Source organism: Methylobacterium sp. FW102-HT35C08, from assembly GCF_058790235.1.
This window is the reverse complement of record NZ_JBYTCL010000002.1, coordinates 3387131-3399475: the sequence shown is the minus strand read 5'-3', so window position 1 is coordinate 3399475 and position 12345 is coordinate 3387131. Positions and strand designations below refer to the sequence as shown.

Below are 12345 nucleotides of genomic sequence, written 5' to 3'. Positions count from 1 at the left end.
CCGGCAACTGTCCGAAAGGGGGAGGGAGATAAGAATCATCCTGACGTGGCTTTGATGCACCAATTCGTTCTCCAGCGGCCGGGGCCGCGGAGGCAGGATCGTGCAACCGGCCGCGCACAGGTGGCCGCTACGGAGAGCGGGCGGGCCAGGAATCGTGCGCGGCGACCGCCCTACGATGCCCGGCGGATCACAGGCCCGGGCCCGTTTTCGGTGTGACGGTGCTCGCAGGCGATCTTGAGGTAGCGGTCGCTGCCGCCGGGCAGCCCGGCCTGCGCCGCCATGGTCTGCGCGTGCATCAGGCACTCCATCGGCGTGTGTGCCGGAGCCACGATGACGTCGAGTGCGGTGTCGCGGGAGCAATCCTGTGCGAGCAACGTGCCGGCACAGACCAGGGCAACGGAGAGCAATTCCGACATGACGGACCTCGGCTTCGAGCGATCGAAAGGTCCGCGGGGTGCTCTGGCGTGCGAGCCGCCGCGTTGTCGTTGCCTGGGTGCTTCCTCCGCTTGTCGCTTCCCTTAAGCACGGGATGTGCCAGTCGCCGACCCTGATCCCGGGTCAGTCGCGTGCGGGGAGCCAGTGCGTTTCCGGCTCGCCCGCCGGCAGGAGGGCCGCGACGGCGTCAAGATCGACGACGTACTGGTCGGTGAGCATCCGCCACATCTCGACGGGCGAGTTCGCGTTCGGCCGCAAGCCGTCGAGGGCGCGCGCCAGCGTGGTGAGGTTCACGAGCTTCGGGCGCTGCAGGAGCGGATCAGCGTTCAACATCGGGTCCGGCCTCTTTCCGACGCCGGCATTCTCCGGCGCTCATGGTTAATAGGCAGTTACAGCCGGCCGCGAGCATTTGGATTTGACTTAAAATTCCTGCACTAATGATTGAAATCTTGATTATCGCAGTGGATTAGACAGACAGAAAGACAGCGTGACTGTCTTCGTTTGATTCTGGCGGGTTCGTCTTGCCGAATTCCGGCGGCGCGTGTTCCGGCGGGGTTGGCCGTCTGCCTGAGCAGGCATCTCGGTTCACAAGCCCGACCCCATCCCTTATCACGCAGGCGACTGAGGCGATCCCGCGCTATGAGGACGCCACCTGGCCGACGCCGCTGTCGCTCCCGGCCGATTGTGCGAACGGAACACCATGGACGCCACACCTGAAGCGATCGGTGCGACGCAGGGGCCGACGGCCCGGCTCGTGCTGGCCTCCGCGTCGCCGCGCCGCCTCGCGCTCCTGCAGCAGATCGGCATCGAGCCGGATGCGCTGTTGCCTGCCGAGATCGATGAGACCCCGCGCAAGGCTGAGCCGCCCCGTGAGCTCGCGCGCCGCCTCGCTCGCACCAAGCTGGCCACGGCCGAGGCTGCGCTCCATCTCAAGGACACGAAGACGCCGACATGGCTTCTGTCCGCCGACACCGTCGTCGCGGTCGGTCGACGGGTTCTGCCGAAGGCTGAGGTGCCGGACGAGGCGGCCGACTGCCTGCGCCTTCTCTCCGGCCGCCAGCACCGGGTGTTCACGGCGATCTGTGTGCTCTCGCCGCGCGGACGGCGCGAGCGGATCGTTGAGAGCCGCGTGCGCTTCAAGCGCCTGTCGGGTCGGGACATTCAGGGCTACGTCGCCTCGGGCGAATGGCGCGGAAAGGCCGGCGGCTACGCGATCCAGGGTCTCGCCGGCGCTTTCGTGGTGAAGCTCGTTGGCTCCTACAGCGCCGTGGTCGGATTGCCGCTCTACGAAACGTTGAGCCTGCTCGAAGGCGAAGGCTATCCTGTCCGTGCCGGCTGGGGCAGCCTCGCGTGAGCCGGGAACCGCGGGAGGCTTGCCCGATCTGCCGACGGCCGGCGGCACCGGACTTTAGGCCGTTCTGCTCCCAGCGCTGCGCCGATGTCGACCTCGGGCGTTGGCTCAACGAGCGCTACGCGATTCCGGAGGAGCTCGACTCGGACGAGCCGCCGCCGGAGCCGGATCCGGAGCGCTGAAACTTTTTTCGGCCTTTCCGTCACGCCGGTGTCACGGCAAGGCTGGACACGCCGTCCGGCACTGACTATACCCCGCGGCGTCCGAGACCGAGACCGGCGCGGACGACGCCCAGGTAGCTCAGTTGGTAGAGCATGCGACTGAAAATCGCAGTGTCGGTGGTTCGATTCCGCCCCTGGGCACCATCAGCTTTCTGAACATACTCAGAGACTCGGCGGGATCCGCGCATTTGGGCGCGTGACCGTGATCGCGAGCTCTGCTGCCTCGAGTGTTGAGGTTTTCGGCCCAGAGATCGTGAGTACGTATGCGGGGCCTGAGTCGCTGAACTCGCCGCAGTATCCTGATCCTCGACGAACTGCGCAGCCGGACCGTCTTCAATAGGCGGCGACGTCGCCGCGACCCGGTTAACGAAAGAACGGCTTCAGCGTGTTCGCGCTGATGTTGCCGCGTTCACGAGTATTGCTGGATCATGGATGACGGACCATTAATGCCGAAGATTTGATAGCGCGACAGCATTCCGCGATAACCATAAATCTATAACGGAAGCCAGCATCCAGCTTTTCTTTGCGGGGTCGCTGTTCCGTCGTGCAGGTATATCTGCTCCAGAGGCCGCCGAACAGCCGTTTTGTGCCACGCTGCGATGGCGGACGGGCGTACTGTCAAAAACTATACATTTAGTCGTGTGCGGTTGACGGTTTCTTTTCATACAAGACTCCTTGATGTCGAATGAAAGCAGTCTAACATGGATCAGCTTTCAATCAGGGTGGCGCGATACGATGCCGAAGTGGAAGTCTCTCGACGGGTGGATTTCCGCGTCTGCAATCCAGGGCGTGACTGACGCTCTGGACGTGATCGGCAACTGGTCCTGGAATGCGGCATCGGACCGGGCACGCTCGGACAGGCTCGTGGCACGTCTATTCGATGTCGATCCGGAGGAAGCCGAGGCGGGTCTGCCGCTGTCCGCCTACGCCGCCGGGGTCCATGCTGCAGATCGGTCGCGTCTCCGGACGACCTTCCGCGAGGCAGCGCGCAACGGCTGGCCGTATGTCACCGAGTTCCGCGTCTGCTCGTCGGACGGTGTGCTGCGCTGGGTCCTCGCGCGCGGCCGATTCTCGCGCAATCACATGGGCCGGCCGGTGGGCGGGTGCGGGATCGTGGTGGACATCACCGACCTGCGGACGAACGACGGTGACCTCGCCTTCGTCCGATCCGAGGCGGTGTTCCTGACCGGAGAGCCGCCGCTCGAACGTGCCGCTGCCGCTGCGATGATGGCCTACCGTGCCATCGATGCCGTGCCCGATCCGGGTCTCAAGGCGCGCGCCGAGGCGCTCCTGTTCGACATCGGTCGCAAGCTCGCCGCCCAGGAACACGCGGCGCGGCGCAAGGAAATGAACTGATCGAATCCATCCGGCGCGGAACTGCGCGCGCCCGGATCAGGAGGCATCCTGGTCGCGCAAGTGCAAGTAGGTCGGATCGAACTCGGCGGCCGACATCAACCCGTCCCAATCATGAACGGTCAGACGGCGGCTCCGCAGCGTGATCAGGCCGGCGGTCTTCAGATCCCGGATCGTGCGGTTCACGTGAACGGGTGTGATGCCGAGGGCATCGGCGAGTTCCGGCTGGGTCATCGGCATCTCGAAGGTTCGATCCGGCGCCAGCCCGACGGCACCGAGACGCGTGATCAACTCGCAGAAGAGATGCGCCATGCGCGCGTAGGCGTCGCGCCGTCCCGTGTTGAGCATCCATTCCCGAACCAGGGCGGCATCGATCAGGGTCGCGCGCCAGAAGACCTCGTTCAGCCGCGGATGCTGGCGCAGCAGCGCCCGCACAGCTTCGTGTTGCACGAAACCGACCCGGCACGGGCTGACCGAAGCGATGCTGATATCGAGGACCTCGAGGTAGAGACTCTGAAAATCCGGCATGTCGCCTGGCACATGGTATCCCATGACCTGCCGCTTACCGGCGCGTGTCGACTTGTAGGTGCAGGCGATGCCGTCCAGCACGGCGAAGCTCCGGGCCGGCCGGTCGCCCTCACGCACGATGTCCTGGTAGGCGTCGATCTGCGCCACCTGCACCGGCATGGCCGACAATGCAGCCATCTCGGCCTCGCTCGGCTTGAACAGGGCGATGCTGTCGATCTTGCGCAGGAACGGATGCCTGTTCGCCTGCTGCATCTGTGCTGTCACTGCTCCGCGGCGGTAAGGCGTCTGCACTCGGCCGTCGACCACGAGCAGCCGCATCCAATGCCGCCCTCGGATAGGATAGGGCTCCGCCGGGACCCGGACCAGAGCACGAAGTCCCGGAGGGCGAACGGCACATCAGGATCATCCGTCCGAAATGGATGGCTGTTCCGCAGCGTGGCTGAGAGGATGACGCGTCGAGCGATGCCGCGGGAGAATCGGGGCCTGCGGCTGGCGCGGTGACGCGGTCGGCCGCTTCCTGCGCACCGCCGGCGTCGCCCGGTATTCGGGGCTGGAATTCTTCGGCTCGTCCGCGCACACAGGCACTGCGGCGCGATCGCCGTGCAGCCTCACGGACCATCCCGATGAACACGGCAGATCTCGCTCCGCACGCGCATCAAGTCCTGCGCGACGCGACCTTGCCGGATCTGCCGAACCATTACCGCGGCAAGGTCCGGGACAATTACGACCTCCCCGACGGTCGGCGCATCCTGATCACCTCTGACCGGATCAGCGCGTTCGACCGAGCCCTCGCGGCGATCCCGTTCAAGGGACAGGTTCTGACGCAGACCGCCCGCTACTGGTTCGAGCACACGGCCGACATCTGCCCGAACCACGTGCTGGCCTATCCCGATCCGAACGTCGTGGTCGGCCGCCGGCTGGAGATCCTGCCTGTCGAGGTCGTCGTGCGCGGCTACCTCGCCGGCACGACCTCGACCTCGATCCTGACGCGCTACCGGGCCGGCGAGCGCGACATGTACGGCCACAACTTCCCCGACGGTATGCGGCCCAACGAGCGTTTGCCGGAAGCGATCATCACGCCGACCACGAAGGCCTTCGACGGCGGACACGACGAGCCCCTGACCGAAGGTGAGATCCTGGAGCGGAAGCTCCTGACGCCGGAGCAGTGGCGGACGGTATCGGAGGCGGCGCTGGCGCTGTTCGCGCGGGGCCAGGCTCTGGCGGCCGAGCGCGGCCTGATCCTGGCCGACACGAAGTACGAGTTCGGCACCGATCGGGAGGGCCGCATCGTCCTGGCCGACGAGATCCACACGCCGGACAGCAGCCGCTACTGGTTCGCTGCCAGCTACCCGGAGCGCTTCGCCGCGGGTACGGCGCCCGAGAGCTTCGACAAGGATTTTGTCCGCAACTGGGTCGTGGCCCGCTGCGACCCGTACAAGGACCCGATCCCCGAGATCCCCGCCGAAGTCGTGCTGGAGACCGCCGCGGTCTACATTCGGGCCTACGAGACGATCACGGGCGTGCGCTTCGTGCTGCCCGACCCGGCCGAGGAGCCGCTGGCGCGCATCCGCGGCAATCTCGCCGCCTATCTCGGCACGGCCGCGTAGCTTCGAGGGGGAGCGGCGCCCCGGGCGCCGCTCCCTGCCGCAGGCCTCAGGCGGCCTGCGCGATCGGCGCCGGGGAGGGCGCGTCCATGGCGCGAAGATACACGTCGAGCAGGGTCTCCTGCTCGTCGCGCTCATCCTTGTCCTGCTTGCGGATCTTCAGGATCTCCTTGAGCACCTTCACGTCCAGGCCCTCACCCTTGGCCTCGGCGAAGACTTCCTTCTTGGCCTCCATCAGGTCCTTGATCTCTTCCTCCAGCCGTTCCACGCGCTCGATGATCGAGCGGATGCGGTCGCCCGCGACGCCCACGGTGTCGGTCATGTCGGTCATGCGTTCCCTCATCGGATGACCGGGCCACCCTCGCCGCCACAGGGTAAGCGGCGGGTTAAGGGCGGGACTTTCCGTCCGGGGCGTCGGTCCGGGACGTGATCCAGCCGATGATCGCGTCGGCCACCGCGTCGCTGTTCGATTCCAGCATCATCATGTGGCCGTTGCCGTGGATCCCCTGCTCGGCGAGCCGCAGCCGGTCGGGTTTCGCGCCGGCCTGTTCCAGGAAGGCGCCGGTGCAATCGTCCATGGTGGCGCGGAACGAGGCTTCCGAGGTCACGATCACCGCCGGCACCTTGGCGAGGTTCGGCAGTGTCCGCGCCGGCTCGGCCTGGAGCCAGCACCGGATCTTGTCGGGCGCGGCGGCAGTCTCGGCCTGGACTACGGTGAGATCGGCCGGACCGCTCACCGGCGGCTCGAAATGGAGCGGCACCCGCGTGATGCCGTAGGGCCGGGCCCGCGAGTCGCCCACGCGCTCGTACCAGCTGTCGCCGCCCTTGAAGCGGATGTCGTAGAAGGTCGGCCCGTTCGGCTCCACGGCGACGTGGGCCTTCACGAGGTCGGGCCGCTGATCGGAGACCGCCCAGCCGAACACGCCGGCCTGCGAGTGCGTCAGGAGGATCGCGGGTCCGATCTTCTCCAGCAGCGCGATCAGCGCCGGATCGACCAGCTCCTCGCTCTTGAGGGCGCTGGCGATGTAGGGCACCTGCGACAGGTAGAATTGATCGAAGGCCGCGTTGCCGCGCACGCCCGGACCGCCCGGCCATTGCGTGTGCAGCTTGGCCTGCGGGTAGAGCGCGAACCGCTCCTGCCCGGTGAACACCGTCTCCAGGTCCTCGACCGGCAGGCGGACATATGGGCCGTAGGTCTCCGGGTCGCCGCCCGAGCGTCCGCGCCCGACCTGATCGACCACGTAGACGGCAAAGCCCTGGGCGGCGAAGTGGTCGGCCCAACCCGGCCGGCCGTCGGGCGTGCCGAGAAAGTTGGTCCCGGTCTGAGCGGTACCGTGCACCATCACGATCGGATAGCGCTGCGTGATCCGCTCCGGCACGCGGTAGGTCACGAACATCTGGCCGGAGGCGGTGGTCTTGTCCTTGGCGGTCTCATAGTGGCCGCCGACGAAGAAGTAGCCGGCGCCCGGCGCAGGCTTGAACGGCTCGGCTGCTTGAGCCGGCGCGCCTGAAGCGAGGCACATGAGGATCAGGGCGCCGGCAAGGGCGGTCTTGCGCATGGTTTCCTCCCGCGGGCGTCTGGTGCGCCCGGCGGGGGGCATATCAGCGGGAAAGATCCGGCTGGTCCAGCCGGATCCTGCACGCGGTCAGGCGTGGGCGAAGCGCGGCTTCTTGCCGAGGGCCTCCTCGACGGTGCCGGCGCCGTCGAGATAGCCGTGCACCTTCGGGTTCGGCATGATCAGCGAGGCCACGAAGGCGATCGCCATCAGCACGGTCACGTACCAGAAGAACGTGCTCTCCATGCCGTTGTCCTTGAACCACAGCGCCACGAACTCGGCGGTGCCGCCGAAGGTGGCGTTGGCCACCGCGTAGGACAGGCCGACGCCGAGCGCGCGCACGTTGGTCGGGAACAGCTCCGCTTTCACGATGCCGCTGATGCCCGTGTAGAACGACACCACCGCGAGCCCGAGGGTGATGAGCGCGAAGGCGAGGTAGGGATCCTTGTTGGTCCCAAGAGCGGTCATCAGCGGCACGACCATCAGCGTGCCGAGTCCACTGTACAGCAGCATGTTCGCCTTGCGGCCGATCCTGTCAGACAGCGCACCGAAGATCGGCTGGATCGCCATGTAGACGAACAGAACCACGGTCATCACCTGCGAGGCCGAGGTCTTCGGCATGCCGGCCGTGTTGACCAGGTACTTCTGCATGTAGGTCGTGAAGGTGTAGAAGCTCAGCGAGCCGCCGGCCGTGTAGGCCACGACGACCAGGAACGCCCGCCAATGCTTGAAGAGCTCGGCGAAGGTGCCGGCCGTCTCCTTGTCGCTGCTGTCCTTGGTCTCCGCCAGCGAGCGCCGCAGATAGAGCGCCACGACCGCGAGGCCCGCGCCGATGAAGAACGGGATGCGCCAGCCCCATGCGGTGAGTTCGGGCCCGGTCATGACCGTCTGGAGGAGGACCAGCACCAGCGAGGCGAGGAGCTGGCCGCCGATCAGCGTCACGTACTGGAACGAGGCGAAGAATCCGCGTTGTCCCTTGATGGCGACCTCGCTCATGTAGGTCGCCGACGTGCCGTACTCGCCGCCGACCGACAGGCCCTGCAGCATGCGGGCGAGCAGCAGCAGCACGGGCGCGAGGGTGCCGACGTGCTCGTAGGTCGGCAGGATGCCGATCAGGAGCGAGCCGAAGCACATCATCAGAACCGAGATGACCATCGAGGTCCGGCGCCCGACCCGGTCGGCGATGCGGCCGAACAGCCAGCCGCCGATCGGCCGCATGAAGAAGCCGACCGCGAAGATGCCGGCGGTCTGGAGCAGCTGGCTCGTGGAGTCGCCCTTCGGGAAGAAGGCCGGCGCGAAGTAGAGGGCGAAGAACGCGTAGCAGTAGAAGTCGTACCACTCGACGAGGTTGCCCGACGACGAGCCGACGATCGCCCAGATGCGACGCTTCCGGTCGGCTGCGTCGTCGTGGGCGCCCGGTGCGATACCGATCGTATCGTCTCTCGAGGCGGACATGGCGTCTCCGTCGATCACTTTTTCAGCCGGCAACAAGCCGCGCTCTTCTTCGCAGGACGCGACGTTACAGGTGATGACCGTGATCGCAAGTCCGTGAGGGGACTTAGCCACGACCCGTTGCAGGCAGTGTCATCGTCTTGCGGCTGTCCCAGAGAAAGGCGCCTGCATCTTCCGAGATTCACGTGCGGCGCCCAACGGATGGGATTTCGGGCTCCGCTGCTCGGCTCCGGGATGACGGGACGGACGCGATCGCCGCCGGCGGCGGTCTCGGCGTCGAGGACGCGGCGGAACGGTTTGGCCTGGGGGCTCGTTGCGGGCCGGCGCGGCGCGTCGAGGGCGCTCCGTCATCGCCAGGAGGAGAGGCCATGAAGCAGATTCTGAGAGACACGGTAGCGGCCGTGATCGTCGTCGCCGGAGCGGCCACCGCGTTCGCACAGGGTGGTCCCGGGGGCGGCGGCGCGGGCGGCGGTCCCGGCGGTGGCGGAGCCGGTGGCGCGGCTGGCGGCCCCGCGGCGGGCGGTGGCGGTGCGGGCGGCGCCGGACCAGGCGGCGGTGCCGGCGGTGCGGGCGGCGGGGGCGTTCGCGGCGGCGCCGGCGGGGCCGAGAGCGGCCCGCGCGGTGGAGCCGAAGGCGGGGCGCGCGGTGGAGCCGAGAGCGGACCGCGCAGTGCTGAGCCGGGTGGCCGCGGTGCCGAGGGGCCGGGGCGTCAAGGCGGCGCGGCCGAGCGTAACGGGGCCGGGGACCGCACCGGGCCCGGCGGTGCCCCGGGCGCCGCGGAGCGCGGCGGTCGCGACACCGGTCCCGCGGGTGAGCGCGGCAATCGCGATGCCGCCGGTCCCAACCAGGGCGGTCGGGGCGCGGCCGGCGAGCGCGGCGGCCGCGAGGGCGCCCGTGAGGGTGTCCGCGGCGGTGGGTCGGCCCGCGGCGCGGTGGGCCGCCTCGACACGCGGCAGCGCACGGAGTTCCGGAGCTCGATCACCCGCCTCGGTGTCTCGCCGCTGCGCGACGTCGCGTTCGGCCTCGCGGTGGGCACTGCTATCCCGCGGTCGGTCACCCTTCACCGGCTTCCGCCGGCGATCGTCTCGCTCGTCCCGGAATACGAGGGCTACGAGTTCATCCTCGTGCGCGACGACATCGTCATCATTGATCCCGACACCTACGAGATCGTGGACGTGATCCCGGCCTGAACGTCGGCACCGTTCGCGTGATGGGCGCCGGGCGGGTCTTAGCCTGCCCGGTGCGTCTCACCGCCCCCCGTCGAGCAGCTTGGAAACGACCCGCGCGGTGTAGTCGACCATCGGCACGATGCGCGCGTAGTTCAGCCGCGTCGGGCCGATGACGCCGACGACTCCGACGATCTGCTGCGACCCGTCGCGGAATGGCGCCGCGATCAGCGACGACCCGGAGAGCGAGAACAGCTTGTTCTCGGAGCCGATGAAGATGCGCACGCCCTCGCCGCCCTCGGCCCGGGCCAGAAGATCGATGACGTCCTTCTGGGTCTCCAGATCGTTGAACAGCAGGCGGATACGCTCGAGATCCTCAGCCGCGCGCAGGTCGTCGAGCAGGTTGGCCTGTCCGCGCACGATGAGCTGACGCGCCTCCGTCGGGCCGACCGGCGTGGCGAGCCCGGCATCGACCAGGCGCTCCGTCAGCGCGTCGAGCTCCCGCTTCATCGCCTTCCGTCCGGTCTCGATCTCGGCGCGCAGCGATCCGAGGGTCCGGCCCTGCAGCCGCGCGTTGAGGTAGTTGGTAGCCTCCTGGAGCGCGCCCGCCGGCAGTCCGGGGGGCAGATCCACCAGCCGGTTCTCCACCGAGCCGTCATCCGAGACCAGGATGACGAGGGCGCGGGCCGGATCGAGGCGGACGAATTCGATATGCTTCAGGTTGACGTTGGCCTTTGTGGTCAGCACCACGCCGGCCCCGCGCGAAACGCCTGACAGCATGGTCGAGGCTTCGGCCAGTGCCGACTCGAAGGTGTGGCCCGAGGCGGCAGCCCGCATCTGCGCCTCGATGCGCCGCTGCTCGTCCTGACTGACATCGCCGAGTTCGAGCATCGCGTCGACGAAGAACCGCAAGCCCAACTCGGTCGGCAGGCGCCCGGCCGAGGTGTGAGGCGCGAAGATCAGGCCGGAATGCTCCAGATCCGCCATCACGTTGCGAATTGAAGCCGGCGACAGGGCCATCGGCAGGATACGGGCGAGATTGCGCGATCCCACCGGCTCGCCCGTCGTGAGATAGCTCTCGACGATCTGCCGGAAGATCTCGCGCGCCCGCTCGTTGAGTGCGGCAAGCGCCTGCATGGGCTGGCTGTTCGGAAATCGGGGGTGGGGGTCTGTCACGCGGTCATCCTGTAATCCGATCATGTCCGTCCAACACGCGCGGATCAATCCACACGGCGATGCTTGCTCGCGGTGGCGCGGCGGCCTAAGAGCCCGGCCCTCGACTTCTCACCATAGAAGGGGCCTGCGATGCGGCCTTCCAAGCGTGCCGCCGACGAATTGCGGCCCGTGAGCCTGGAGCGCGCTGTGTCGCGCTACGCCGAGGGCTCCTGCCTCGTCAGCTTCGGCAACACCCGGGTGCTCTGCACCGCCTCTCTGGAGGAGCGTGGGCCCCCGTGGCTGCGCGGCTCGGGCAAGGGCTGGGTCACGGCCGAATACGCCATGCTCCCGCGTGCGACGCACGAACGCACCCGCCGTGAGGTCGGTTCCGGCAAGCCGTCGGGCCGGACGCAGGAGATCCAGCGCCTGATCGGCCGGTCGCTGCGCGCCGTGACCAACCTGCCGGCGCTCGGCGAGCGCCAAGTCACGGTCGATTGCGACGTGATCCAGGCCGATGGCGGCACCCGGACCGCCGCCATCACCGGCGCCTGGGTGGCGCTGCACGATTGCTTCGCCTGGATGCGGGCGCGCTCGATCATCTCGGTCGATCCGCTGCGCGACCACGTCGCCGCCGTATCGTGCGGCCTGTACAAGGGCACGCCGGTCCTCGACCTCGACTACGCCGAGGATTCGGCGGCCGAGACCGACGCCAACTTCGTGCTCACCGGCCGGGGCGGCATCGTCGAGGTGCAGGGCACCGCCGAGATGGAGCCGTTCTCGCAGGATCAGCTTCTCGAGCTGCTGCGGCTCGCCCGCGCCGGCACCGACCGGCTGGTCGCGCTTCAGAAGGAGGCGATCGCGTGAGCCGGCGACTGACCGGAAAGGTGGTGATCGCCACCCACAATGCCGGCAAGCTCGCCGAGATGCGCGAGCTGCTGGCGCCGTTCGGAATCGAGGCCGTCTCGGCCGGTGAGCTCGGCCTGCCGGAGCCGGAAGAGACCGGCACGATGTTCGCCGAGAACGCCGCTATCAAGGCGAAGGCTGCCGCCGACGCCACCGGGCTGCCGGCCTTCGCGGACGATTCCGGCCTGTGTGTGGATGCCCTCGACGGGGCGCCGGGCATCTTCTCGGCCCGCTGGGCCGGACCGACCAAGGACTTCACCGGCGCCATGGCGCGGATCTTCGCCGAGCTGGACCGGCGCGGCGCGGCGGAGCGCCGGGCGCATTTCGTCTCGGCGCTGGTGCTCGCCTGGCCGGATGGCCACGCGGAGCTGTTCGAGGGCCGGGTGTTCGGCGAGCTCGTCGCGGCGCGAGGCTCGGCCGGGTTCGGCTACGACCCGATCTTCCGGCCCGACGGGCATGAGCGCACGTTCGGCGAGATGACCGCGGACGAGAAGCACGGCGTCGATTGGCAGAAGGGCGCGGGGCTCTCGCACCGGGCGCGGGCTTTCGTCGATCTCAGCCGGGCGTGCCTCGCGCCCGCGTCCTGATTGCCAAACGGGCCGCGCGCGCTCACATCCCGGC

The 12345-nt window shown here is 68.1% G+C and carries 14 protein-coding genes and 1 tRNA gene; 8 read left to right on the top strand and 7 right to left on the bottom strand.

The window, feature by feature from the left end; genetic code table 11:
* Positions 1 to 170: 170 nt before the first annotated feature.
* Both AC3WSN_RS16190 and AC3WSN_RS16185 read right to left on the bottom strand, forming a co-directional pair.
* Positions 171 to 416, bottom strand: a complete 246-nt coding sequence (locus AC3WSN_RS16190; protein WP_192707538.1) for a hypothetical protein — start codon at positions 414 to 416, stop codon at positions 171 to 173.
* 142 nt (positions 417 to 558) lie between these two features.
* Positions 559 to 768, bottom strand: a complete 210-nt coding sequence (locus AC3WSN_RS16185) for a hypothetical protein (RefSeq protein WP_492539282.1) — start codon at positions 766 to 768, stop codon at positions 559 to 561.
* A gap of 367 nt (positions 769 to 1135) precedes the next feature.
* On the opposite strand from AC3WSN_RS16185, the gene AC3WSN_RS16180 reads away from it, so the two are divergent.
* From AC3WSN_RS16180 to AC3WSN_RS16165, 4 genes are all read left to right on the top strand, one after another.
* Positions 1136 to 1789 (top strand): Maf-like protein, encoded by a 654-nt coding sequence (locus tag AC3WSN_RS16180; protein WP_492539280.1) that lies wholly within the window; start codon positions 1136 to 1138, stop codon positions 1787 to 1789.
* The gene (locus tag AC3WSN_RS16175; RefSeq protein ID WP_192707541.1) at positions 1786 to 1968 is read left to right on the top strand and encodes a DNA gyrase inhibitor YacG; all 183 of its coding nucleotides are present in this window, start codon (positions 1786 to 1788) and stop codon (positions 1966 to 1968) included. The genes AC3WSN_RS16180 and AC3WSN_RS16175 overlap by 4 nt, the downstream gene beginning before the upstream one ends.
* 107 nt (positions 1969 to 2075) lie before the next feature.
* Positions 2076 to 2151 (top strand) — tRNA-Phe (locus AC3WSN_RS16170).
* Between the two features lie 645 nt (positions 2152 to 2796).
* Positions 2797 to 3363: a PAS domain-containing protein gene (locus tag AC3WSN_RS16165; RefSeq protein WP_492539277.1), complete on the top strand. Its 567-nt coding sequence runs from the start codon at positions 2797 to 2799 to the stop codon at positions 3361 to 3363.
* 36 nt (positions 3364 to 3399) lie between these two features.
* Here the strand turns inward: AC3WSN_RS16165 and AC3WSN_RS16160 are convergent, their stop codons facing one another.
* Complete coding sequence (locus AC3WSN_RS16160) at positions 3400 to 4140, bottom strand: Crp/Fnr family transcriptional regulator (protein WP_492539275.1); 741 nt, start codon at positions 4138 to 4140, stop codon at positions 3400 to 3402.
* Positions 4141 to 4511: 371 nt separating this feature from the next.
* Here AC3WSN_RS16160 and AC3WSN_RS16155 point away from each other — a divergent pair, with 371 nt between their 5' ends.
* Positions 4512 to 5495, top strand: coding sequence for a phosphoribosylaminoimidazolesuccinocarboxamide synthase (locus tag AC3WSN_RS16155; protein WP_492539273.1), 984 nt, complete (start codon positions 4512 to 4514; stop codon positions 5493 to 5495).
* 46 nt (positions 5496 to 5541) lie between these two features.
* Here the strand turns inward: AC3WSN_RS16155 and AC3WSN_RS16150 are convergent, their stop codons facing one another.
* The 3 genes from AC3WSN_RS16150 to AC3WSN_RS16140 all read right to left on the bottom strand — a co-directional run bounded on the left by AC3WSN_RS16150 (position 5542) and on the right by AC3WSN_RS16140 (position 8503).
* Complete coding sequence (locus tag AC3WSN_RS16150) at positions 5542 to 5823, bottom strand: DUF2312 domain-containing protein (protein WP_010681866.1); 282 nt, start codon at positions 5821 to 5823, stop codon at positions 5542 to 5544.
* A 55-nt stretch (positions 5824 to 5878) separates the two neighbouring features.
* A complete protein-coding gene (locus AC3WSN_RS16145; RefSeq protein WP_492539271.1) occupies positions 5879 to 7051 on the bottom strand; it encodes an alpha/beta hydrolase in 1173 nt (390 codons plus the stop codon).
* A gap of 87 nt (positions 7052 to 7138) precedes the next feature.
* On the bottom strand, positions 7139 to 8503 hold the full coding sequence (locus AC3WSN_RS16140; protein ID WP_192707546.1) for an MFS family transporter: 1365 nt from the start codon (positions 8501 to 8503) through the stop codon (positions 7139 to 7141).
* 365 nt (positions 8504 to 8868) lie between these two features.
* Between AC3WSN_RS16140 and AC3WSN_RS16135 the strand changes: the two genes are divergently transcribed.
* The gene (locus AC3WSN_RS16135; RefSeq protein ID WP_492539269.1) at positions 8869 to 9690 is read left to right on the top strand and encodes a DUF1236 domain-containing protein; all 822 of its coding nucleotides are present in this window, start codon (positions 8869 to 8871) and stop codon (positions 9688 to 9690) included.
* A 57-nt stretch (positions 9691 to 9747) separates the two neighbouring features.
* On the opposite strand, the gene hrcA is transcribed toward AC3WSN_RS16135, so the two are convergent.
* Entirely contained in the window at positions 9748 to 10803 is a 1056-nt protein-coding gene (gene hrcA, locus AC3WSN_RS16130; protein ID WP_192707812.1) for a heat-inducible transcriptional repressor HrcA, read from the bottom strand.
* A gap of 168 nt (positions 10804 to 10971) precedes the next feature.
* On the opposite strand from hrcA, the gene rph reads away from it, so the two are divergent.
* Both rph and rdgB read left to right on the top strand, forming a co-directional pair.
* The gene (gene rph, locus AC3WSN_RS16125; RefSeq protein WP_192707548.1) at positions 10972 to 11685 is read left to right on the top strand and encodes a ribonuclease PH; all 714 of its coding nucleotides are present in this window, start codon (positions 10972 to 10974) and stop codon (positions 11683 to 11685) included.
* A complete protein-coding gene (gene rdgB, locus AC3WSN_RS16120) occupies positions 11682 to 12311 on the top strand; it encodes an RdgB/HAM1 family non-canonical purine NTP pyrophosphatase (protein ID WP_192707549.1) in 630 nt (209 codons plus the stop codon). Before rph ends, rdgB begins: the two co-directional genes overlap by 4 nt.
* The last annotated feature ends 34 nt before the right edge of the window (positions 12312 to 12345 follow it).

Excerpts from the sequence above, each read along its gene's own strand:
- AC3WSN_RS16190 (WP_192707538.1), bottom strand. The coding sequence starts at position 416 with ATGTCGGAATTGCTCTCCGTTGCCCTGGTCTGTGCCGGCACGTTGCTC.
- AC3WSN_RS16185 (WP_492539282.1), bottom strand. The coding sequence starts at position 768 with ATGTTGAACGCTGATCCGCTCCTGCAGCGCCCGAAGCTCGTGAACCTC.
- AC3WSN_RS16180 (WP_492539280.1), top strand. The coding sequence starts at position 1,136 with ATGGACGCCACACCTGAAGCGATCGGTGCGACGCAGGGGCCGACGGCC.
- AC3WSN_RS16160 (WP_492539275.1), bottom strand. The coding sequence starts at position 4,140 with ATGCAGCAGGCGAACAGGCATCCGTTCCTGCGCAAGATCGACAGCATC.
- AC3WSN_RS16155 (WP_492539273.1), top strand. The coding sequence starts at position 4,512 with ATGAACACGGCAGATCTCGCTCCGCACGCGCATCAAGTCCTGCGCGAC.
- AC3WSN_RS16150 (WP_010681866.1), bottom strand. The coding sequence starts at position 5,823 with ATGACCGACATGACCGACACCGTGGGCGTCGCGGGCGACCGCATCCGC.
- AC3WSN_RS16145 (WP_492539271.1), bottom strand. The coding sequence starts at position 7,051 with ATGCGCAAGACCGCCCTTGCCGGCGCCCTGATCCTCATGTGCCTCGCT.
- AC3WSN_RS16140 (WP_192707546.1), bottom strand. The coding sequence starts at position 8,503 with ATGTCCGCCTCGAGAGACGATACGATCGGTATCGCACCGGGCGCCCAC.
- AC3WSN_RS16135 (WP_492539269.1), top strand. The coding sequence starts at position 8,869 with ATGAAGCAGATTCTGAGAGACACGGTAGCGGCCGTGATCGTCGTCGCC.
- hrcA (WP_192707812.1), bottom strand. The coding sequence starts at position 10,803 with ATGCAGGCGCTTGCCGCACTCAACGAGCGGGCGCGCGAGATCTTCCGG.
- rph (WP_192707548.1), top strand. The coding sequence starts at position 10,972 with ATGCGGCCTTCCAAGCGTGCCGCCGACGAATTGCGGCCCGTGAGCCTG.